General features: G+C 67.9%; 18 protein-coding genes. 8 read left to right on the top strand and 10 right to left on the bottom strand.

The genetic code is table 11. The features are described 5' to 3' along the window. Window positions 1-44 precede the first annotated feature (44 nt). Entirely contained in the window at window positions 45-1,646 is a 1,602-nt protein-coding gene (locus ARTB_RS07375; RefSeq protein ID WP_243178349.1) for an MFS transporter, read from the top strand. Between the two features lie 229 nt (window positions 1,647-1,875). Further along, window positions 1,876-2,928, top strand: a complete 1,053-nt coding sequence (locus tag ARTB_RS07370) for an FUSC family protein (RefSeq protein WP_243178348.1) — start codon at window positions 1,876-1,878, stop codon at window positions 2,926-2,928. A gap of 12 nt (window positions 2,929-2,940) precedes the next feature. Here ARTB_RS07370 and ARTB_RS07365 read toward each other — a convergent pair whose 3' ends face one another. From ARTB_RS07365 to ARTB_RS07330, 8 genes are all read right to left on the bottom strand, one after another. Next, window positions 2,941-3,723, bottom strand: coding sequence for an SDR family NAD(P)-dependent oxidoreductase (locus ARTB_RS07365; protein WP_243178347.1), 783 nt, complete (start codon window positions 3,721-3,723; stop codon window positions 2,941-2,943). 25 nt (window positions 3,724-3,748) lie between these two features. After that, window positions 3,749-4,513 carry a hypothetical protein gene (locus tag ARTB_RS07360; protein ID WP_243178346.1) on the bottom strand — a complete coding sequence of 255 codons (765 nt, stop codon included), beginning with the start codon at window positions 4,511-4,513 and terminating at the stop codon, window positions 3,749-3,751. A 123-nt stretch (window positions 4,514-4,636) separates the two neighbouring features. Further along, a complete protein-coding gene (locus ARTB_RS07355) occupies window positions 4,637-4,981 on the bottom strand; it encodes a GNAT family N-acetyltransferase (protein WP_028276599.1) in 345 nt (114 codons plus the stop codon). Next, on the bottom strand, window positions 4,978-6,318 hold the full coding sequence (locus tag ARTB_RS07350) for an acyltransferase family protein (protein WP_243178345.1): 1,341 nt from the start codon (window positions 6,316-6,318) through the stop codon (window positions 4,978-4,980). The genes ARTB_RS07355 and ARTB_RS07350 overlap by 4 nt, the downstream gene beginning before the upstream one ends. A gap of 122 nt (window positions 6,319-6,440) precedes the next feature. Next, window positions 6,441-7,337, bottom strand: a complete 897-nt coding sequence (locus tag ARTB_RS07345) for a class II fructose-bisphosphate aldolase (RefSeq protein WP_243178344.1) — start codon at window positions 7,335-7,337, stop codon at window positions 6,441-6,443. Continuing rightward, window positions 7,337-8,803: a GntP family transporter gene (locus ARTB_RS07340; protein ID WP_223914661.1), complete on the bottom strand. Its 1,467-nt coding sequence runs from the start codon at window positions 8,801-8,803 to the stop codon at window positions 7,337-7,339. The genes ARTB_RS07345 and ARTB_RS07340 overlap by 1 nt, the downstream gene beginning before the upstream one ends. Before the next feature lie 129 nt (window positions 8,804-8,932). Then, window positions 8,933-9,832, bottom strand: coding sequence for an NAD(P)-dependent oxidoreductase (locus ARTB_RS07335; RefSeq protein ID WP_243178343.1), 900 nt, complete (start codon window positions 9,830-9,832; stop codon window positions 8,933-8,935). A gap of 86 nt (window positions 9,833-9,918) precedes the next feature. After that, on the bottom strand, window positions 9,919-11,406 hold the full coding sequence (locus ARTB_RS07330) for a four-carbon acid sugar kinase family protein (protein WP_243178342.1): 1,488 nt from the start codon (window positions 11,404-11,406) through the stop codon (window positions 9,919-9,921). A gap of 190 nt (window positions 11,407-11,596) precedes the next feature. Between ARTB_RS07330 and ARTB_RS07325 the strand changes: the two genes are divergently transcribed. Then, window positions 11,597-12,307 (top strand): FadR/GntR family transcriptional regulator, encoded by a 711-nt coding sequence (locus ARTB_RS07325; RefSeq protein ID WP_028276604.1) that lies wholly within the window; start codon window positions 11,597-11,599, stop codon window positions 12,305-12,307. 31 nt (window positions 12,308-12,338) lie between these two features. Here ARTB_RS07325 and ARTB_RS07320 read toward each other — a convergent pair whose 3' ends face one another. Beyond that, the gene (locus ARTB_RS07320; RefSeq protein ID WP_018774886.1) at window positions 12,339-12,596 is read right to left on the bottom strand and encodes a metal-sensitive transcriptional regulator; all 258 of its coding nucleotides are present in this window, start codon (window positions 12,594-12,596) and stop codon (window positions 12,339-12,341) included. Window positions 12,597-12,730: 134 nt separating this feature from the next. Between ARTB_RS07320 and ARTB_RS07315 the strand changes: the two genes are divergently transcribed. From ARTB_RS07315 to ARTB_RS07295, 5 genes are all read left to right on the top strand, one after another. After that, entirely contained in the window at window positions 12,731-13,693 is a 963-nt protein-coding gene (locus tag ARTB_RS07315; protein WP_243178341.1) for an SGNH/GDSL hydrolase family protein, read from the top strand. Window positions 13,694-13,745: 52 nt separating this feature from the next. After that, on the top strand, window positions 13,746-13,955 hold the full coding sequence (locus ARTB_RS07310) for a dodecin (protein WP_243178340.1): 210 nt from the start codon (window positions 13,746-13,748) through the stop codon (window positions 13,953-13,955). 96 nt (window positions 13,956-14,051) lie between these two features. Then, entirely contained in the window at window positions 14,052-15,023 is a 972-nt protein-coding gene (locus tag ARTB_RS07305; protein WP_243178339.1) for an aldo/keto reductase, read from the top strand. 149 nt (window positions 15,024-15,172) lie between these two features. Next, window positions 15,173-15,436 carry a GlsB/YeaQ/YmgE family stress response membrane protein gene (locus ARTB_RS07300; RefSeq protein WP_018774889.1) on the top strand — a complete coding sequence of 88 codons (264 nt, stop codon included), beginning with the start codon at window positions 15,173-15,175 and terminating at the stop codon, window positions 15,434-15,436. 169 nt (window positions 15,437-15,605) lie between these two features. Then, on the top strand, window positions 15,606-16,061 hold the full coding sequence (locus tag ARTB_RS07295) for a hypothetical protein (protein WP_243178338.1): 456 nt from the start codon (window positions 15,606-15,608) through the stop codon (window positions 16,059-16,061). Window positions 16,062-16,098: 37 nt separating this feature from the next. Here ARTB_RS07295 and ARTB_RS07290 read toward each other — a convergent pair whose 3' ends face one another. Further along, entirely contained in the window at window positions 16,099-16,929 is an 831-nt protein-coding gene (locus ARTB_RS07290) for a putative protein N(5)-glutamine methyltransferase (protein WP_243178337.1), read from the bottom strand. Window positions 16,930-17,192: the final 263 nt, after the last annotated feature.

Below are 17,192 nucleotides of genomic sequence, written 5' to 3'. Positions count from 1 at the left end.
CAGCTACAAGTCGCAAGCAAATGATCTCCCTAGGAGCTTCCCAAATGCCCACAGACCGAAGCATGACCGACTCTTCAGCAGGCGTCATCGACGCCAGCAGAACCAACCAAGGCGCACCCAAGGGTGTGAAGAAACCGAAGCTACGTCGCCGTCGACTCCGCGAGTCCGACGTCAACGTTGTCGACCAGCCGATGCTCAAGAAGGCACTCGGCGGCACCATCGTGGGTAACACCATGGAGTGGTACGACGTCGGCGTGTTCGGCTACCTGATCACCACCATGGGACCGGTGTTCCTGCCGGAGGCGGACAAGTCCGTCCAGACCCTGTTCCTGCTCGGAACATTCGCCGCCACCTTCATCGCCCGCCCCCTCGGCGGAGTCGTGTTCGGCTGGCTTGGCGACAAGATCGGCCGCCAGAAGGTCCTCGCCGCGACCCTGATGATCATGGCCGCCAGCACCTTCGCCGTCGGGCTCCTGCCCGGCTACGCACAGATCGGCATCTGGGCTGCGGTCCTGCTGGTCCTGTTCAAAGTTATCCAGGGCTTCTCTACCGGCGGTGAATACGCCGGCGCCACGACCTTTGTGAGCGAGTACGCCCCTGACAAGCGCCGCGGATTCTTCGCCAGCTTCCTGGATATGGGCAGCTACCTCGGTTTCGCCCTTGGCGCGGCCCTCGTTTCGGTGCTGCAGCTGACCCTCGGCCAGGACACCATGGAGCAGTGGGGCTGGCGCATCCCGTTCCTCCTTGCCGGCCCGCTCGGCCTGATCGCCGTGTACTTCCGGAGCAAGATCGAGGAATCCCCGCAGTTCCAGGCAACCCTGGATGCCCAGGAGAACCTCGCCAAGGACGCAACCGCCTCGGACATCACAGCCTCCAAGGGTCCGGTGGGCATCGTGAAGGCGTACTGGCGCTCCCTCATCGTCGCGATGATCCTGGTCGCGGCGGCAAACACCGCCGGCTACGCACTGACCTCCTACATGCCGACGTACCTGACGGAGTCCAAGGGCTACGACGAGCTGCACGGCACGCTGCTGACCATCCCCGTGCTGGTCATCATGAGCCTCTGCATCCCGCTGACCGGCAAGCTTTCTGACCGGATCGGCCGCCGCCCCGTGCTGTGGATCGGCGCCATCAGCACCGTCGTCCTCGCCACCCCTGCCTTCCTGCTGATCGGCATCGGTGAAATCTGGTCCACGCTGGCCGGCCTTTCCCTGATTGCCTTCCCCGTGACGTTCTACGTGGCCAACCTGGCGTCGGCCCTGCCGGCCCAGTTCCCGACGGCCAGCCGTTACGGCGCCATGGGCATCGCGTACAACTTCTCGGTGGCCATCTTCGGCGGCACCACGCCGTTCATCGTTGCCGCCCTGATCAGCGCAACCGGCAACGACATGATGCCGGCCTTTTACCTGATGGCCACCTCGGCGATCGGCGCAGTAGCGATCTACTTCCTCAAGGAATCCGCCCAGATGCCGCTGCCCGGCTCCATGCCGAGCGTGGACACCCAGGCTGAGGCCCGCGAGCTGGTCGCGACGCAGGACGAGAACCCGCTGATCGACCTCGAGCACATGGACATGCCCATGGTCGCACCGGCCGTCGATTCCACCGCAGGGCGCGGGGAAGCCGAGAAAGTCCCGGCCACAGCCTAAGCCTGCCGGTCCGACCGGACCGGCAGCAGTAGTCCAGGCTACGTAGCTGACAGCCCCGCCCTTTGAGGCCTGTTCCGGATGCTTACCCGTTGGGGGACGCATCCGGGCAGGCCTTAGGCGTGTCCGAACCGCTATCAGCACCACCCGGGCGCCGGGGCCCCCGCGAACCCCCGGGATCCGGGGAACCACTGAAACCACTGAAACCACAGGAACCGGAAAGGCGGTTGTGATGTCCCTGCTGCACCACATCCGTTCGCTGCACACCCTGTCCCCGGCCAACAAGGACCACGTGTCGGCTTGGCGGATGGCGATCAGCGTGGCCGTTCCGTCCCTGGCGCTCCTGGCAGCCGGTCGCCCCGAGCTGGCCGGCTACGCCGTTTTCGGCGCGCTGACCGGCATGTACGGCCGCACCGAGCCGCACCAGCTCCGGCTCCGCCATCAAGGCCAGGCGGCTGTCCTTCTGGTTGCCGGCGTAGGAGTCGGCGTCTTCCTCTCGGCCCACCACATTCATTCGTGGGCCCTGGTGATCATTGAGGCCGCGTTCGCCGGCGTGGGCTCGCTGTTCACGGACAAGACAGCCCTGAAACCCGCCGGTCCCTTCTTCGGGATCCTGGCCCTGGGCGCGTGCGCCTCCGTTCCCGCCGCCGCCCCCTGGCACACGGGCCTTCTCATCGCCGCGGGATCGGCCGCGTTCTCCATCTTGGTCGGCTTTGGCGGCTGGTTTGTCGGCCGCACCTGGCAGCGCGGGAGGCGGCGGGACGTCATAATACTGCGCGGGGCAGGGCGCCGGGCGGCGTGGCTGCATGCCGCCCGCTACGTCACCGCTGTCGGCGGCGCCGGCACCCTGGGGGTCCTCAGTGGCAGCGGCCACCCGCACTGGGCCATGGCCGCGGCGGCGGTGCCGCTTGCCGGGGCGGACCTGCCCAGCAGCGTGTACCGCGGCATCCACCGGATTGTCGGCAACCTGATCGGCCTCGTGGTGGTCGCTGCGGTCCTGTTCCCGTGGCCGGGGTCACCGCTGCTGGCCTTCCCCGGGCAGGAGGCCGCCGTCCTGGTCTGCCTCGTGATCGTGTTGCAGTTCAGCACCGAGCTGTTCATGACCCGGCACTACGGCCTTGCCATGGTCTCCTTCACCCCGGTGATCCTGCTGGTCGGACAGCTTGCCGCGCCGGCCGATCCCGGCGTACTGGTGACCGAACGGGCCGTCGAGACACTGGTGGGCGCCGCCGTCGGGATCGCCGTCGTCGTACTGATCCGCCGACGGCGCCTGGCCGTCCGCTGACGTACCCGGCGGCTACTTGGCGCGCCGCGCCGGCCCGGCGACGAGCTTTGAGGGCAGCACCCGCGAAACCGAGGTCAGGACCTTGTAGCGCTTGCTGGGGATCGAGACGGCCTTGCCCTTGGCGTTGTCCGCCAGTCCCTCGCTGACCACCTGCCGGGCCTCGAGCCACATCCAGCGCGGCGTCGCCGTCTTGTCCATCCCCATCCGGTCGTGGAACTCGGTGTGGGTGAAGCCGGGGCACACGGCGGTGACCTTCACCCCGCGCGCCGCATAGGCCATGTTGGCCGAGCGCGAGAAACTCAGCAGCCAGGCCTTCGCTGCCGAATACGTGCCGCGGGGCAGGAAGGCCGCCACGCTGGCGACGTTGATGATCCTGCCGGACTGGCGCCCGAGCATGCCTTGCAGGGCGGCGTGGCTGAGCTCCATGGCGGTTTCGACATGGAGCTTCAGGTGTTTCTTCTCCTCGGCAATGTCGTTGTCCTCGAAGGGCCGCAATAGGCCGATTCCCGCGTTGTTGACCAGGATCTCCACCGGCCGCGCGGGGTCACTGAGGCGCGCGACGACGGCGGCAATCCCGCCGTCGTCGGTCAGGTCCGCGGCGATCGTCTCCGTCGCGGTCCCGTAGCTGTTCTCCAGCTCCGCCGCGGTGACCGCGAGGCGGCCGGCATCGCGGGCCACGAGCACCACGCGGTGGCCCTGCTCGGCGAGCTGGCGGGCGAACTCGGCGCCAAGGCCTGCCGTCGCGCCCGTGACCAGGGCTGTGCTGCCGGATGTAGAGGCTGTTTGAGGGTTCATAGCGACAGCCTAGTCTCGTCCCGGCTCAGGCCAGGGCCGTGTCTTGCGCCAGTTCGTCCCCTGCCGGGTCACCGTCATCGAGCAGGTGGCGGTTCTGAAGCTCTTCGGCCGCAAGCTCGTACCAGGTGTGCGCCCCGAAAGACGGGCTGCTGGTGTCGAGGTGGCGGTAGAGAGCGTCCGCGAGCCGGCACAGCGCCGTGTCGGACAGTGCCCGGACCGTGGCCACAGGATCCAGCGTTCCCTCGAAGTACTCCGAAAGCGCCAGCCCGTCGATGGAGCCAAGGTCGCTGGGGCCGCCGGTTTCCGCGGCCAGCGGGCTGTTGGCCTCCCCCAGCCCGGAGTCGGATCCGGAGCCGGGCCCGACGTCGAGCAGTCCGGCAGCTTCGCTGTCTCCGTTCCCGGCGACGGCGACCGGGGCCGGGCGGTAGTCGGTGTCGAGTTCGGCGAGGACTTCGGCGTCGGCGCCGACGTGCACAAGGCAGATTGGCAGCACCGCCGGCTCGTCGAGGGCGAAACGAAGCGGCCCGGCCTCTGCGGAGCCCACGGCATCGGGAGCGGGCAGGCGTCCGGCATCAGCGAGACGCCGGAGGTCCAGCAGCACCTCAGGGTCCAGGTGGGAGGCGCCGTGGAGGTCGATGACCACGGCGGCGCCCGGTTCGAGGCGGCAGGCGCGGCGCACGATGTGCAGGAGGGCTGCTGCGTCAGACTGCGTAACGCAGCCGGTAATTTCGAGGGTGACCTGTGCGGGATCGACGTCCACCCGGACAAGCACACGCAGTTTATGGTTCATGGGGTACTCCAAAGTCACCTGTCCAAGAGCCAACTGCATAACTCTGGTCAAACTTTACGAGGTTGGTCCGCTGCCCACAAGCGGGCAGGCCCATGACGCCGTTCCGGCCCCCGGGCCAGGCGCTCAGGCTCCCTCGGGGACCCGCTCCGGCCAGTCCACATACTGGTGGTACGACTCATGTTTGCGCAGGTAGCGGTACATGAACGGGCAATTCGGGATGATCCGCTTGCCGGAGGCAACCACGTCATCGAGGGCGAAGTGCGCCAGCACTTTGGCGAGCCCTTGGCCCTGAAACTGCTCTGCGGTATCCGTGTGGATAAAGTCGATATGGCCCGGCCTGTCGATGAAGCGCACCTGGACGGCCAGCTTGTCGCCGACACGGAGTTCGTAACGGTGCAGCTCGTCGTTCCGGGTGGTGGAGACGTCCGGGGTGAAGGTGTCTTCCGTGGTTGCCGAGTTCTCCGTCATGGTTCGACATTGGCACTTAATGGCGGGCGTGGCAATGGCGGTTCCGATCCGCCCTGCCCGTCAGGTGGCGTCGTGAGCCGAACCGGAATCCGGCCCAGGAGCACGACGGCCAGCGCGAAGCAGGCGGCGCCCCCGCCGAGGAGCCCGGGCGTGAGCCCGGTGAGCGCGGCGTTGACTGCCGGGACAAAAACGGCGACGGCGGCCAGCAGCACGGCGGCCGCCGGCCGGCTCGGCGACGGGCCGGGCGCCGTCGGCTGCTCCTCCAGCCTGCCAAACAATGCCACCACCGGCAGCAGCAGGGCGATGACGCCCAACAGCACCAGGGGCCGCCCCCACCACCAGGCCGCACTACCCCCGGGGGGCTGCGGGAAATCCGTCAGCAACAGCACACCGGACATCGCCGCCAGCAGGGGCAGATGCCACAGATAAACAGTCATGGACCGCCGGCCGGCCACGCCCATCATCCGGCGCACCCCGGCCACGGACGCGATCCGGGACAGCACCGGCCGGAAGAGCTGGAGGGCGGCGCCCTGCGAGATGCCCAGGAGCAGCAGCGTCACATTGGGCGGATTGAGGTTCACCAGCATGTTCCCGGAATACAGCCCCAGCAGGACTATCAACCCCAGCAGCATGTTGCTGGCAACCATGATGCCCAGGTGCGCCGGCCGGCCCGGCAGCAGCCGCGGGCCATCCGCCACGATGAATCCGAGCTGCTGCACGGCGCACCACAGGAACAGCATGTTCAGGTATGCCAGCAGCGGCAGCACTCCCCGCAGGCAATCGACCGTCACCACCAGGACGGTGAGGCCGGCGAAGGTCAGCCATGGCGCGCGGGTGTGGAGGGCCGCCAGCCAGGGAAGGTTGAGTTGCGCGGCGAGGTAGGCGGCCAGGAACCACAGCGGCATGCCGGCTCCGCTGGTGAGCAGCTCGATGACCTGAGGGTCAACCCCTGCGAGGCGGGCCGCCGACAGGCCAACGAACATGACCGCCAGCAGGACGGCGGCCGGCCGGATCAGGCGCAGCAGCCGGGCCTGCATGAAATCGAAGGCGTTGCCGCCCCTGGCGCGGAGGCGGCGCCAGGACTGCAGCCCGGTGATGCCACCGGCCACAAAGAACAGCGGCATGATCTGGAAGACCCACACCACTGGTTCAAACCAGTGCTGATCGCCCAAGGTGTTCTCGGACGTCACGGTGCCGTCCGGGTGCAGGACGGGACTCACCATCATGGTGTGCGCGACCACCACCAATGCCAGGCAAAAGAAGCGGACAAGGTCGATCACCGGGTCTCGGTCCGGCGTCGGCGCCGGGTCGCCGGCTGGCCGCTGCTGCGCAAGCATGGCACCCCTCGGGAAGGCAGGCTGTGGTGCCATCATTGTCGGGCCGGGGCGCCCTGGCTGCCAGAGCAGTATGGCCCGGATGCGCGCCGGATGCGGGCCATACTGCTCTGGCAGTCACAGTGTCAGCGCGAGAGTGTGGCCAGGGCTGTGGCCGCGAAGGTCCTGGCCGAGGCATTCCACAGGCCCAGCAGTGCCTGGAGGTTCTCGCCGTCGGCCCGGTGGGCGGTGGTCTGTTCCTCAAGGACCGCCAGGACGCCGGTGCGCAGCTCGGTGTTGAAGTTGACCTTGCCCACGTTCATCGCGGCTGCCTTGACCAGTTCCTCGGCCGGAATGCCGGAGGCGCCGTGCAGGACCAGCGGGATCCGGGTCCGCACGGCGATGTCCTGCAGCACGTCCCAGCGCAGCCGGGGCTCGCCTTTGTACTTGCCATGGACATTGCCCACAGCCACGGCGAGCAGCTGCGCCCCGGTGCGGGCCACGAAGTCCTCCACCTGGGCGGAGTCGGTGAGCCCGGCGGGGGCGTCCGACTCCACATTGCCTGCGGCGTCGCCTGCGTTATCCGCGGCGTCGGTCGCGAAGGCCCGGTCCTCGTCGCCGGCGAGTCCGCCGAGTTCTGCTTCAATGACGACGTCGGCCCGGCCCTGCGCCGCCAGGGCCGCGCGGACGTTCCGGACCAGGGCGATGTTGTCCTCGTACGGCAGCGAGGACCCGTCGACCAGCACCGAGTCGGCCCCGGCACTGACGACGTCGGCGATCACCTGCGGGTCGGTGGCATGATCCAGCTGCACCGCAATCGGCACCGAGGCTGCGTCGGCGAGTCCGCGGAGGGCGGCGATCAGCCGCAGCCCGTTGGGCGTTGCCGCGGTCTTCGGCGCGACCAGCAGGATGGCGCCCCGGCCGGATTCCTCGGCCGCCCCCACAACGGCGAGCGCGGTGGTGAAGTCGTAACAGGTGAACGCCGGAACGGCAGAGCCTTGCTGCAGGGCGCCGGTCACCAGGGTGTCCAGTTGGGTACGCATCAGGCGCTCAGTCCCCCCACCAGCATCCAGGCGACGAATGTCAGGGCGAAGCCTGCCAGTCCCAGCACGGTGGTGAGCACGGTCCAGGTCCTGAGGCCGTCGGCGACGGTCAGCCCGTAGTAGCGCACAACCACCCAGAAACCGGCGTCGGTCACGTGGGAGAGGCCGAGGGCGCCGAATCCGATGGCGATCACGATCACGGCGGTCTGCGCCGGCGTGTATCCGCCGCCGGCGACGGCGGAGGAGAGCAGGCCGGCCGTGGTGACGATCGCGACGGTGGCCGAGCCCTGGGCTGCGCGGAGGGCGAGGGAGATGATGAAGCCAAGCAGCAGCAGCGGAACGCCGAGCGTGTCGAGGGATTCGGAGAGAGCCTTGCCGATTCCGCTCACCTGCAGGACGCTGCCGAACACGCCGCCTGCTGCAACAACCATCAGGATGGACGCGATCGGAGGCAGCGCGCCTTCGAAGATTTCGCCGGTTTCCGTCAGCGACCACTGCCGGCGGACGGCCAGGAGGAAGAAGCAGAGCGCAACGGCCACCAGCAGGGCGAAGACGGGGTTGCCCACGAAAGCCGCGACGCCGTACCAGAAGTCGTTCTTGTCGATCACCAGGGTGCCGACGGTGCCGAGGAGGATCAGCACGATCGGGGTGGCGATGAGGAAGATGATCAGTCCCGGACGGGGCGGGGCGATGGCTTTGCTGCCCGGGCCCTCGTGGCCAACGCGGACCATGGTGGCGGAGCCGAACTCGTCCACCTGGGTTTTGACGGCCGGCAGCAGCTCGTAGGTCTTGCGGTTCATGATGGACGCGACCCAGTAGGACAGGAAGCCCAGCGGCACGCAGATGGTGAGCGAGATCAGGGCGATCAGTCCGATGTCGGCGCCGAGCACGCCGGCGCCGGCAACAATCCCCGGGTGCGGGGGGACGGCCACGTGGATGGCCAGCATGATGCCGGCCATGGGCAGGCCGAACTTCACCGGGTGGACGTTGGCGATTTTAGCGAAGGCGTAGACGACCGGCACCAGGACAATGATGCCGACCTCGAAGAACACCGGAATCGCGACCAGGAAACCGACGGCGGTGAGGGCCACGGCCACCCGGGTGGCGCCGAGTTTGGCGGTGAAGTGGTCGGCGAGGGACTGGACGCCGCCGGAGACCTCGATCATCCGCCCCAGGATCGCGCCGAGAGCAATCAGGAGGGCGACCTTGCCCATGGTGCCTCCCACCCCGGCGGCCACCACGGTGAACACGTCCTTGAGCGGGATCTGCGCGGCCACGGCCACCAGGATGCTGACGGTCAGCAGGGCCACGAAGGCCTGGATCTTGAAGCGGATGATCATCACCAGCAGCAGGGCGACGCCGGCCGCCGCGATTGTCAGCAGCAGCGGAGTTCCCAGCTCCACGGCCGGCTTGATGACGGGCGCGTCGGCGGCGCGCACCATCAGGGAATTGAGCAGGGGGGTCATGAAGAGGTGTCTCCTTTGACAGGAAGGTCGTCCGACGATTCAACCGTGAGGTAAAAGTGGCGGAACAGTGGGGTGGGGACCCGGCGACGGCGGAGGGGGGACCGCCGTCGTCGGGGATGGGATGGCTGGTTAGGCGGTGCGCCTGGTGGGCGCGACGACCTTGATGACGGCGGAGTCATCGGCGGCGGCGAGGCCCTGGGCCTGGCCGAGGAGGTAGAGCTGCTCGGCGGCGGCGGCTACCGGGGCGGCGAGGCCGGCGGCGCGGGTGGCCTTGCCGACGATCCCCATGTCCTTGACGAAGATGTCCAGCCGGCTGAGGACTTCGGCGCCGTCCTCGGTGTAGGCCTCCAGGATGCGCGGTCCGCGGTTGGAAAGCATGAAGGAGCCCGCTGCGCCGGCTTCGAGGGCGGCGAGGGTCTTGGCCTGGTCCAGGCCGAGGGCGTCGGCCAGGGCCATCGCCTCGGCGGCGGCGGCGATGTGGATGCCGCAGAGCAGCTGGTTGACGGTCTTGAGGGCCTGGCCGTCGCCGGGCTTGTCGCCGACCACGGTCAGGGTGGAGGCCAGCAGTTCAAGGGCCGGGCGGGCCTTTTCCCGGGCCTCGGGCGAGGCGCCCACCACGATCAGGAGGTCGCCCTCGCCGGCACGCCTGGGGCCGCCGGACAGCGGGGCATCAACCAGTTCGACGCCGTATTCGGCCAGGCGGTCGACGGTGGCCGGGATGGCCTCGGTGCCCACGGTGCTGCCCAGGATCACGACGGCGCCCGGCTTGAGCACGGAGGCCACGCCGTTCTCGCCGAACAGGACATCGCCCAGCTGTTCACCGTTGCGCACTGCCAGCAGCAGCGCGTCGGCGCCTTTCGAGGCTTCCCGTGCGGAGGCGAAGGTGCGGATGCCGGCCTCTTCGGCCAGCTTCAGGCGCGGCTCGGCGATGTCGAAGCCGTGGACGGTGAGCTCGCTTGCCAGGCGCGTGGCCATGGGCAGGCCCATGGCGCCAAGGCCAAGGACGGTGATGGTGTAGTTGCTGGTCATGGTGTTCTCCATCGAATGACGTGTGGTGCTGGGCCCATACCGGCGGGGCCCTGCCTGAGGTTGTTAAGGCTGGGAGCCGGCGGGGATTAGAAGGTGTTGCTGAGCTTGCGCGTGACATCGGCGAGGGACTGGTCGTCGCCCACGTTGCCGGCGAAGACGATGTACGGGATGCCCTTGGCAGGTCCGTCCACCGGTTCCCACAGGCTGACGATGCCCGGCAGCATGGGCCCGCGGACTATCGCGTGCCGGATTTCCAGGCCGTGTGCGGCCACGTCCGAGGACGTGATGCCGCCCTTGGCGATCACGAAGCGGGGCGGGAAAGTCTTCAGCGTGCGGTTCACCACCGCGACGACGGCGGCGGAGACGGTGCGGGCGATTCGCAGGCTTTCGGCGGCGTCGGAGGTCTTGATCAGGAGCCGGCTCGTGTGCACGATCACGTCGCCGCCGCGGAGTGCAGCGACCACCGTGTCCACGGTTTCGTCCAGGTACTCCCCCGCGTTGTCGCCGAGGAGCTTCTCGACGTCGATCTCCACGATCCGGGCCGCGCTGTGCTGCTCGGTGAGGGCGTTGAGCTGGCGGGTGGTGACACCGACGTGCGAGCCGACCACGATCAGGCCGCCGGCTTCCGAGGGGGTATTGCCCGCATAGGCTTCCTCGCCGCTGAGTTCGGTGCGGATTTCCTGGCCGATCCGTGCCCGGACAAACGGCGGGCCCACGCGGTAGAGCAGCTTCTTGCCGCGGCTTTCCGCTTCTTCCAGGCCCAGGGCCAGCGCCCGTAAGTCGTTTTCGGTGACGATGTCCGCCACGATCGGAGTCGAATCCGTGGCGGCATCGATGGCATCGGCAATGGCCTTGGCGGAGATCATCGGATCGGCGGACGCCCGGATGATGTCCAGATCCAGCACGATCACCGAATCCGCGGGGAACCGGCCGTTCGACTTCTCCTCGACGTACTTGGCCATCTCCGAGTTGGCGAAGCCGAAGCTGGCGTCGCGGGCGAATTCGGTCTCGGCCACGGGGGTGAGCTGCCCGGCGTCCTTGCCTGTGCCGCGGGTGAAGTGCACGCCGCCGACCGTCACGCGGCCGGCGTCGGGGAACGCGGGAACGATCACGACGCCGTCCGTCTTCTCGCCGTTGACGGCGGTGACGGTGGCGGCGATGACGTCCGGTTCGAGCGGGTAGTGTCCGCGGAGGGTGGAGTCGCTGCGGCTGACAAAGCTGAGCCGAAGCGCGGGTTCAGCGGACGCTGCGGCCGCGAGTGCGTTGCGGACGATCTCCTCGTTGCGGGCAGCCGCCTCGGCAGGGTCAAGGCTGCGGGTGTTGGTCAGCACGTAGACCGCGCGCTGGCGCTGGCCGTTGACTTCGTAGGCGAACGCCCAGGCAAAGTCCGCCACTTCCCAGCGGGTGAGGACCGGCAGGTTCGCCACGGACTGGGTGCCGGTGGGGTCGTCGTCGAGTACGACCAGGACACGGGGGGATGCCTCGGAGGAGGCGGCCACGCTGTCTGCCACCAGCCGGGCGGGGATCTGTACTTCCGCGGGGAAAGCGGCCAGCACGTCTGCTTCGAGGGGCACTATGCACTCCATTGTGTGTGGATCTGTCAGTGGAAAACTGCGGTTCTCCGCGAGCCGCAGCAGGAACAAAATGTAAGATGTCAGACATCTTGCATATGAATGCTAGTGTGGCATATGGCACAACGACGCGCAAGTAGACTTGGCCATCACGGAGCACGCCATCAGGCAACAAGTCGCTGGACGGGGAGAATTGGCTAGGAAATCGCTGGTCGGCGTTGTGGCCGACGAACTGCTGGACCGGATTATTGGCGGCGAGTTTCCGCCCGGCGCGAGCGTCCCCGGCGAACTGGAGCTCAGCTCCCGGCACGAAGTCAGCCGCATGACCGTGCGCGAGGCCATGAAGACCCTTGAAGCCCAGCGGATCCTCAGCGTGGAACGCGGCCGGGGCACGTTCGTGAACCCGGTGAACCGCTGGGGATCCCTGGACGCCGTACTGCGGGCAGCCTCGGAGGGCACAAATGACGCCTCGGCCGCCATCCAGCTCATCGAGCTCCGGCGGATGCTGGAGACGGGCGCCTGCGAACTGGCTGCCGGGCGGATGTCGGACACGGACATCGAGGCCCTCCGCGCGCACGTCGACAGGATGCGGCTGGCCCACGAGAGGAATGATCTCGCGGCATTCGTGGAGGAAGACCTCGCTTTCCACGACCTCATCCTGCAGGCCTCGGAAAACGTCTTCGTCGCCGTGTTATTCGAACCCTTGCACCGCGTGCTGGAAAAACGGCGGACGGAAACTTCCAAGGTGCCGGAGATCCAGGAGCACGCCATCGGGCACCATCAGAACATCGCTGACGCCCTGGCCTCCCGCGACCCGCACCGCGCCCGCGACGCCATGGACGCCCACATGCAGCAGACCCTTGACGACCTGAAGACCTTCGTGCTGGCCGGCGGCCCCGCCTGACGCGGTCCCGCGCTTTGCCCGGATGATGAGCTCAGGCGAGTGAGAGGAAGAGCTTCTCGAGTTCGGCGCGGTCCAGGCTGGGGTCTTCCTGCTGCATGCACTGCTGCAGGCCCGTGGCAATGATGGAGAATCCAGCCTTGTCCAGGGCACTCGACACGGCCGCCAGCTGGGTCACGACGCTCTTGCAGTCACGGCCCTCCTCGATCATCCTGGTGACGGCCGCGAGCTGGCCCTGGGCGCGGCGAAGCCGGTTAATAACAGGCTTCATGTCAGTGGGATCGAGTTCCATTGGTTCCTCCGGTTCGATGCGTCAGGCTCCCCATTATACCCCCCTGAGTATTTCGCCTCCCGGGTGGCGGACGGCCAGGGGTGGCCGCCGCGGCCTCATGCCGCCCCGCTAGGGGCATAAGTACCTAGCGAGGCATGGAATATCGGCGTATTGCTGGTGATGTGAACGCCGCCAGGTTCCTAGAGCCGGACGCCGGCGGTACCGGCGTCAACCTCCCCGCCGCGGGGCCGTGGCATCCAGGGGATCAGAGCTCCGCACGCGGGCCTGCCGGTGACCTGCGTTCCCGGCCGTGGAGCCGGTATGTCGCCTTGGGCGACTCGTTCACGGCAGGCGTCGGCGACCCGGAACCGCTGAGCCCCGGGGGCATTCGGGGGTGGGCGGACCGCATCGCCGAGGAACTCGGCGAGGGCCGCCGCGAGTTCGGGTACGCAAACCTTGCCATCAGCGGCCTGGTCCTGCGCGAAATCCTCGACCAGCAACTCGGACCGGCCCTGAACCTGAAGCCTGACCTCGTCTCGCTCTCCGCCGGCGGGAACGATCTCGTGTTTCATCGCGGCGATCCGGACCGGATGGCCGCCGCCCTGGACGACGCCGTGGCAGCCCTCTCCGCCACCGGGGCCACGGTGGTCCTCTTCACCGGGCCGGACTGGGGCGAGACCGCTGTGTTCGGACACATCCGGGGGAAGGTCGCGGTATTCAACGAGAACATCCGTGTCATCGCCGCCCGGCATGATGTCGTCATCGCCGACTTGTGGGCCCTGCGGCAACTGAGCGATCCGCAGATGTGGGATCCGGACCGCCTGCACTTCTCGCCGCTGGGACACCACACCATTGCGGCCATGGTCCTGGACACGCTCAGCGTGCCACACCGCCTGCGGCCGCTGGAGCCGAAGCCGATGCCGCCGGGCAACTGGCGGGAGACCCGGGCCGGTGACCTGGCTTGGATGGCGCACTACATGCTGCCCTGGATGGTGAGCCGGATCAGGCCGCGCGCAGACGCCCCGCCCCGGCAGGCCAAACGCCCGCTGCCCGGACCGCCTCCCGGGGTCCCGGACTCCGGGCACAAACCCCTAGTCCGGCCGGGTTCGGTCGGCTAGTCTGCAGGAACGGCCCACAGCCGGGCATCGATGGCGATCACGAGGAGCGAAGTTGTCTAATCACACTTACAGCATTTCTGAAATTGTCGGAACCTCGAGCGAGGGCGTCGATGCGGCCGTCCGGAACGGCATCGCCGAGGCCGCCAAGACCCTCCGGAACCTTGACTGGTTCGAAGTCAAGGAGATCCGCGGCCACCTTGAAAACGGGCAGGTCGCCGACTGGCAGGTCACCATCAAGCTGGGGTTCCGCCTGGAGCGTTGACGCCAGACTCCGGAGCGGGCCGGCACGCACCGCCCCGCTCCGGAGAAACCCGCAACCCGTCAGGGCAGAGGAGGCCAGGGCGGAGAGGAAAACTTCATGCGCTATACGCATCTGGGCCGCTCCGGCCTGACAGTCTCGCGCCTTTGCCTGGGCACCATGAACTTTGGCCCGCAGACCGAGGAGACGCAGGCCTTCGCCATCCTGGACACCGCGCAGGCCGCCGGCATCAACTTCGTCGACACGGCCAATGTGTATGGCGGGTCCAGCCACCGCGGCTGGACGGAGGAGATAGTCGGCCGCTGGTTCGCCCAGGGGGGCGAGCGCCGCGAGCGCACGGTGCTTGCCACCAAGTTGTTCGGCACCATGACCGACCGGCCCAACGAGTCCAAACTCTCGGCACTGCACATCCGCCGGGCGCTCGACGCCAGCCTGAAACGGCTGCAGACGGACTACATCGATCTGTACCAGTTCCATCACGTGGACCGGAACACGCCTTGGGATGAGATCTGGCAGGCTATCGAGGTCGCCGTCCAGCAAGGCAAGATCCTATACTCCGGCAGCAGCAACTTCGCCGGCTGGCACATCGCCCGGGCCCAGGAAACCGCCGGCCGCCGCAACTACAACGGGCTGGTCAGCGAGCAGTCGATTTACAACCTGCTGACCCGGGACGTGGAACTGGAGGTCATCCCGGCCGCCCAGCAGTATGGCCTGGGGATCCTGCCATGGTCGCCGTTGCACGGCGGCCTGCTCGGCGGAGTGCTGAAGAAGGAGAACGACGGCGTCCGGCGCATCGCGGGCCGGGCCCTCGATGCGCTCAAGTCGCACCAGAAACAGATCCGGCGATACGAGGAATTCGCCGCCGAACTGGGTCAGGAACCCGCGGACGTGGCACTCGCGTGGCTGCTCCACCAGCCGGCAGTCACCGCTCCGATCATCGGCCCGCGTACCCTCGAGCAGCTCGAAGCCTCCGTCAGGGCGCACAAATTGAAGCTCGACACCGATGCGCTCAAGCGCCTCGACGAGATTTTCCCGGGCCACAGGACGGCTCCGGAAGACTACGCATGGTAGGGCGCAGTCGGCTGTTTTGGCACCCCGCCCGCCGAACCCACGGGTGTCGGGTGGCTCTTTGATACTAAGCATGATTAGTATTAGGGCAGAAGGATGTAGCGCACCCGGCAATCCGGGTGCCTCCTCTATGAAAGAAGAAGGAACGAAAAATGGGTTTTCTCGCATTTCTGATTCTGGGCCTCATCGCCGGCGCAATCGCTAAGGCCATCCTCCCGGGACGTCAGGGCGGTGGCATCATCATCACTCTGATCCTGGGCGTCGTCGGCGCCCTGCTCGGCGGATTCATTGGCAGCGCACTGTTCGGCGTGGGCATCAACGAGTTCTTCTCGCTGTCGACCTGGCTGCTGGCCATCGGCGGTGCGATCATCGTCCTGCTCGTTTACGGCATGATCAGCAAGCGCTCAGCCCGTTAACACGGAAGCTGACCGGAAACCGGCTCTGGGTTATTCCCGGGGCCGGTTTTTTGCACTATTTTGACAGCAAGGCGGCCTGCCGGCCGCATGGGCCGGCACTGCCACCCACCGTCCAGGAACTGTTCAACAACGTCTACTTTTCACCTACGTCAGGGAGCAGGAGCACAGCATGAAGGGCAAATTTCTTTTCGCCACCGGACTGGCAGCAGGGTACGTCTTGGGATCGCGGTCAGGCCGCGCAGCCTATGACAAGCTCAAGGCCAGGTCGGCAGAGCTCTGGCACAGCAAGCCGGTCCAGGACAAGGTGGCCGCGGCAGCAGAAACGGTCAAAGACAAAGCCCCCGAGGTCTCCGAGCATCTCGGCGAAGCCGCCCGCCGCGCCGGTACCGTCATAAGCTCCGCTGTCCACCGCGATGCCGGCCACGGAAGCACGTCCGCGGCCACGCCCGGAACGGCCACGCCCGGAAAACAGGGAGCAGCCACGCCCGGAACGCCGGCACCCGCGGCCAGCGATGTCCATTCCGACCCTGCGCTCACCGACCAGACCGGCCAGGACTGGTCGGACGAGGGCGGTGCCACCCCGGCGGGCCCGGCCACCAACGTGAACGAGGACAAACTGCCCTAGGGGTTCTTTGAGGGGCCACCGTCGCCGCCTCTGCCGGCTACCGCCCGCCGGAGGGCAGCAGCTCGCCGGCCACCACGGTGGCCCCCAGGTCCTCCGAGCGCAGCACCCGGGCCGCCAGCCCGTGCCCGCGGAGGATTCCGGCCGTCTGCGCGGACTGCCGGCGGCTGGTCTCTATCAGCACGTGGCCGCCGGGCGCCAGCCACTGACGTGCGCCGGCGGCGACCCGCCGCTGCACCTGAAGCCCGTCGGCGCCGCCGTCGAGGCAGGCCCGCGGCTCGTGGACGCGCGCTTCCTGCGGCATGGTTTCGATGTCTGCCGAGGGAACGTAGGGGGCGTTGACGGCCAGCAGCCGGACCCGGCCCCGGAGGCCTGGCGGGAGGGGAGCATAGAGATCACCCTCGTGGACCTCCCCGCCCAGGGGCAGGACGTTGGTGCGTGCACAGGACACAGCCGCGGGGTCAATATCGGCGCAGTGGAGTTCGGCGGGGCCGGCGAGGGCCGCGAGCGCCGTACCGACAGCGCCGGACCCGCAGCACAAATCGACAACGACCGGTGCCGGGGCGTCGCCCCGCGCCATGCGGCTTGCGTCCAGCAGCGCAGCGGCCTGCCGGACAAGGAATTCCGTCCGGCGGCGGGGCACGAAGACTCCGGTGTCGACCGCGATGCGGAGTCCGCAGAATTCCGCCCAACCGAGAATGTGTTCAAGGGGAAGGCCTGCGACCCTCCGGCCGGCCATCCGTTCGAGCGCCTCCGGCGTCGGGGCCGCGTCGATCAGCAGACGGGCCTCGTCTTCGGCAAACACGCAGCCGGCTGAGCGGAGCCTGGCCGTGAGTATCTCGTGCGGGGAAAGATGGCGGACTACTGGCATGGGAGCGCCTTTCGGTCGGGTGTCAGACGCCCTCACCGTGAGCTGGCCGCGGCCGGCACTGCTGGGCGAGCATCCTTGCTGGACTTGCGTGAACGGGACCCACCTCCTTTGCTGCAGTTGCTCGATTGCCCCATGCTACCGAAGCCGCCCGCGGCCAGCTGTGATTGGGTCTGCTGTGATTGGTCGGGGTTTTGCGGCGGCGGGTTGCGGCGGCGGATTGTGCCGCCTGCTTGGGATGCCTGCTTGGGATGCCTTGGCGGCGG

It is taken from the genome of Arthrobacter humicola, assembly GCF_022803015.1.
Taxonomy (GTDB): domain Bacteria; phylum Actinomycetota; class Actinomycetes; order Actinomycetales; family Micrococcaceae; genus Arthrobacter; species Arthrobacter humicola_A.
Note: the sequence above shows the minus strand (reverse complement) of the source record. Positions and strands in the feature narration are given on the sequence as shown.

What these genes read in the sequence shown, in the direction of transcription:
- ARTB_RS07375 (WP_243178349.1), top strand. Translation starts at nt 45, where the DNA reads ATGCCCACAGACCGAAGCATGACCGACTCTTCAGCAGGCGTCATCGAC.
- ARTB_RS07370 (WP_243178348.1), top strand. Translation starts at nt 1,876, where the DNA reads ATGTCCCTGCTGCACCACATCCGTTCGCTGCACACCCTGTCCCCGGCC.
- ARTB_RS07365 (WP_243178347.1), bottom strand. Translation starts at nt 3,723, where the DNA reads ATGAACCCTCAAACAGCCTCTACATCCGGCAGCACAGCCCTGGTCACG.
- ARTB_RS07360 (WP_243178346.1), bottom strand. Translation starts at nt 4,513, where the DNA reads ATGAACCATAAACTGCGTGTGCTTGTCCGGGTGGACGTCGATCCCGCA.
- ARTB_RS07355 (WP_028276599.1), bottom strand. Translation starts at nt 4,981, where the DNA reads ATGACGGAGAACTCGGCAACCACGGAAGACACCTTCACCCCGGACGTC.
- ARTB_RS07350 (WP_243178345.1), bottom strand. Translation starts at nt 6,318, where the DNA reads ATGCTTGCGCAGCAGCGGCCAGCCGGCGACCCGGCGCCGACGCCGGAC.
- ARTB_RS07345 (WP_243178344.1), bottom strand. Translation starts at nt 7,337, where the DNA reads ATGCGTACCCAACTGGACACCCTGGTGACCGGCGCCCTGCAGCAAGGC.
- ARTB_RS07340 (WP_223914661.1), bottom strand. Translation starts at nt 8,803, where the DNA reads ATGACCCCCCTGCTCAATTCCCTGATGGTGCGCGCCGCCGACGCGCCC.
- ARTB_RS07335 (WP_243178343.1), bottom strand. Translation starts at nt 9,832, where the DNA reads ATGACCAGCAACTACACCATCACCGTCCTTGGCCTTGGCGCCATGGGC.
- ARTB_RS07320 (WP_018774886.1), bottom strand. Translation starts at nt 12,596, where the DNA reads ATGGAACTCGATCCCACTGACATGAAGCCTGTTATTAACCGGCTTCGC.
- ARTB_RS07315 (WP_243178341.1), top strand. Translation starts at nt 12,731, where the DNA reads ATGGAATATCGGCGTATTGCTGGTGATGTGAACGCCGCCAGGTTCCTA.
- ARTB_RS07305 (WP_243178339.1), top strand. Translation starts at nt 14,052, where the DNA reads ATGCGCTATACGCATCTGGGCCGCTCCGGCCTGACAGTCTCGCGCCTT.
- ARTB_RS07300 (WP_018774889.1), top strand. Translation starts at nt 15,173, where the DNA reads ATGGGTTTTCTCGCATTTCTGATTCTGGGCCTCATCGCCGGCGCAATC.
- ARTB_RS07295 (WP_243178338.1), top strand. Translation starts at nt 15,606, where the DNA reads ATGAAGGGCAAATTTCTTTTCGCCACCGGACTGGCAGCAGGGTACGTC.
- ARTB_RS07290 (WP_243178337.1), bottom strand. Translation starts at nt 16,929, where the DNA reads ATGCCAGTAGTCCGCCATCTTTCCCCGCACGAGATACTCACGGCCAGG.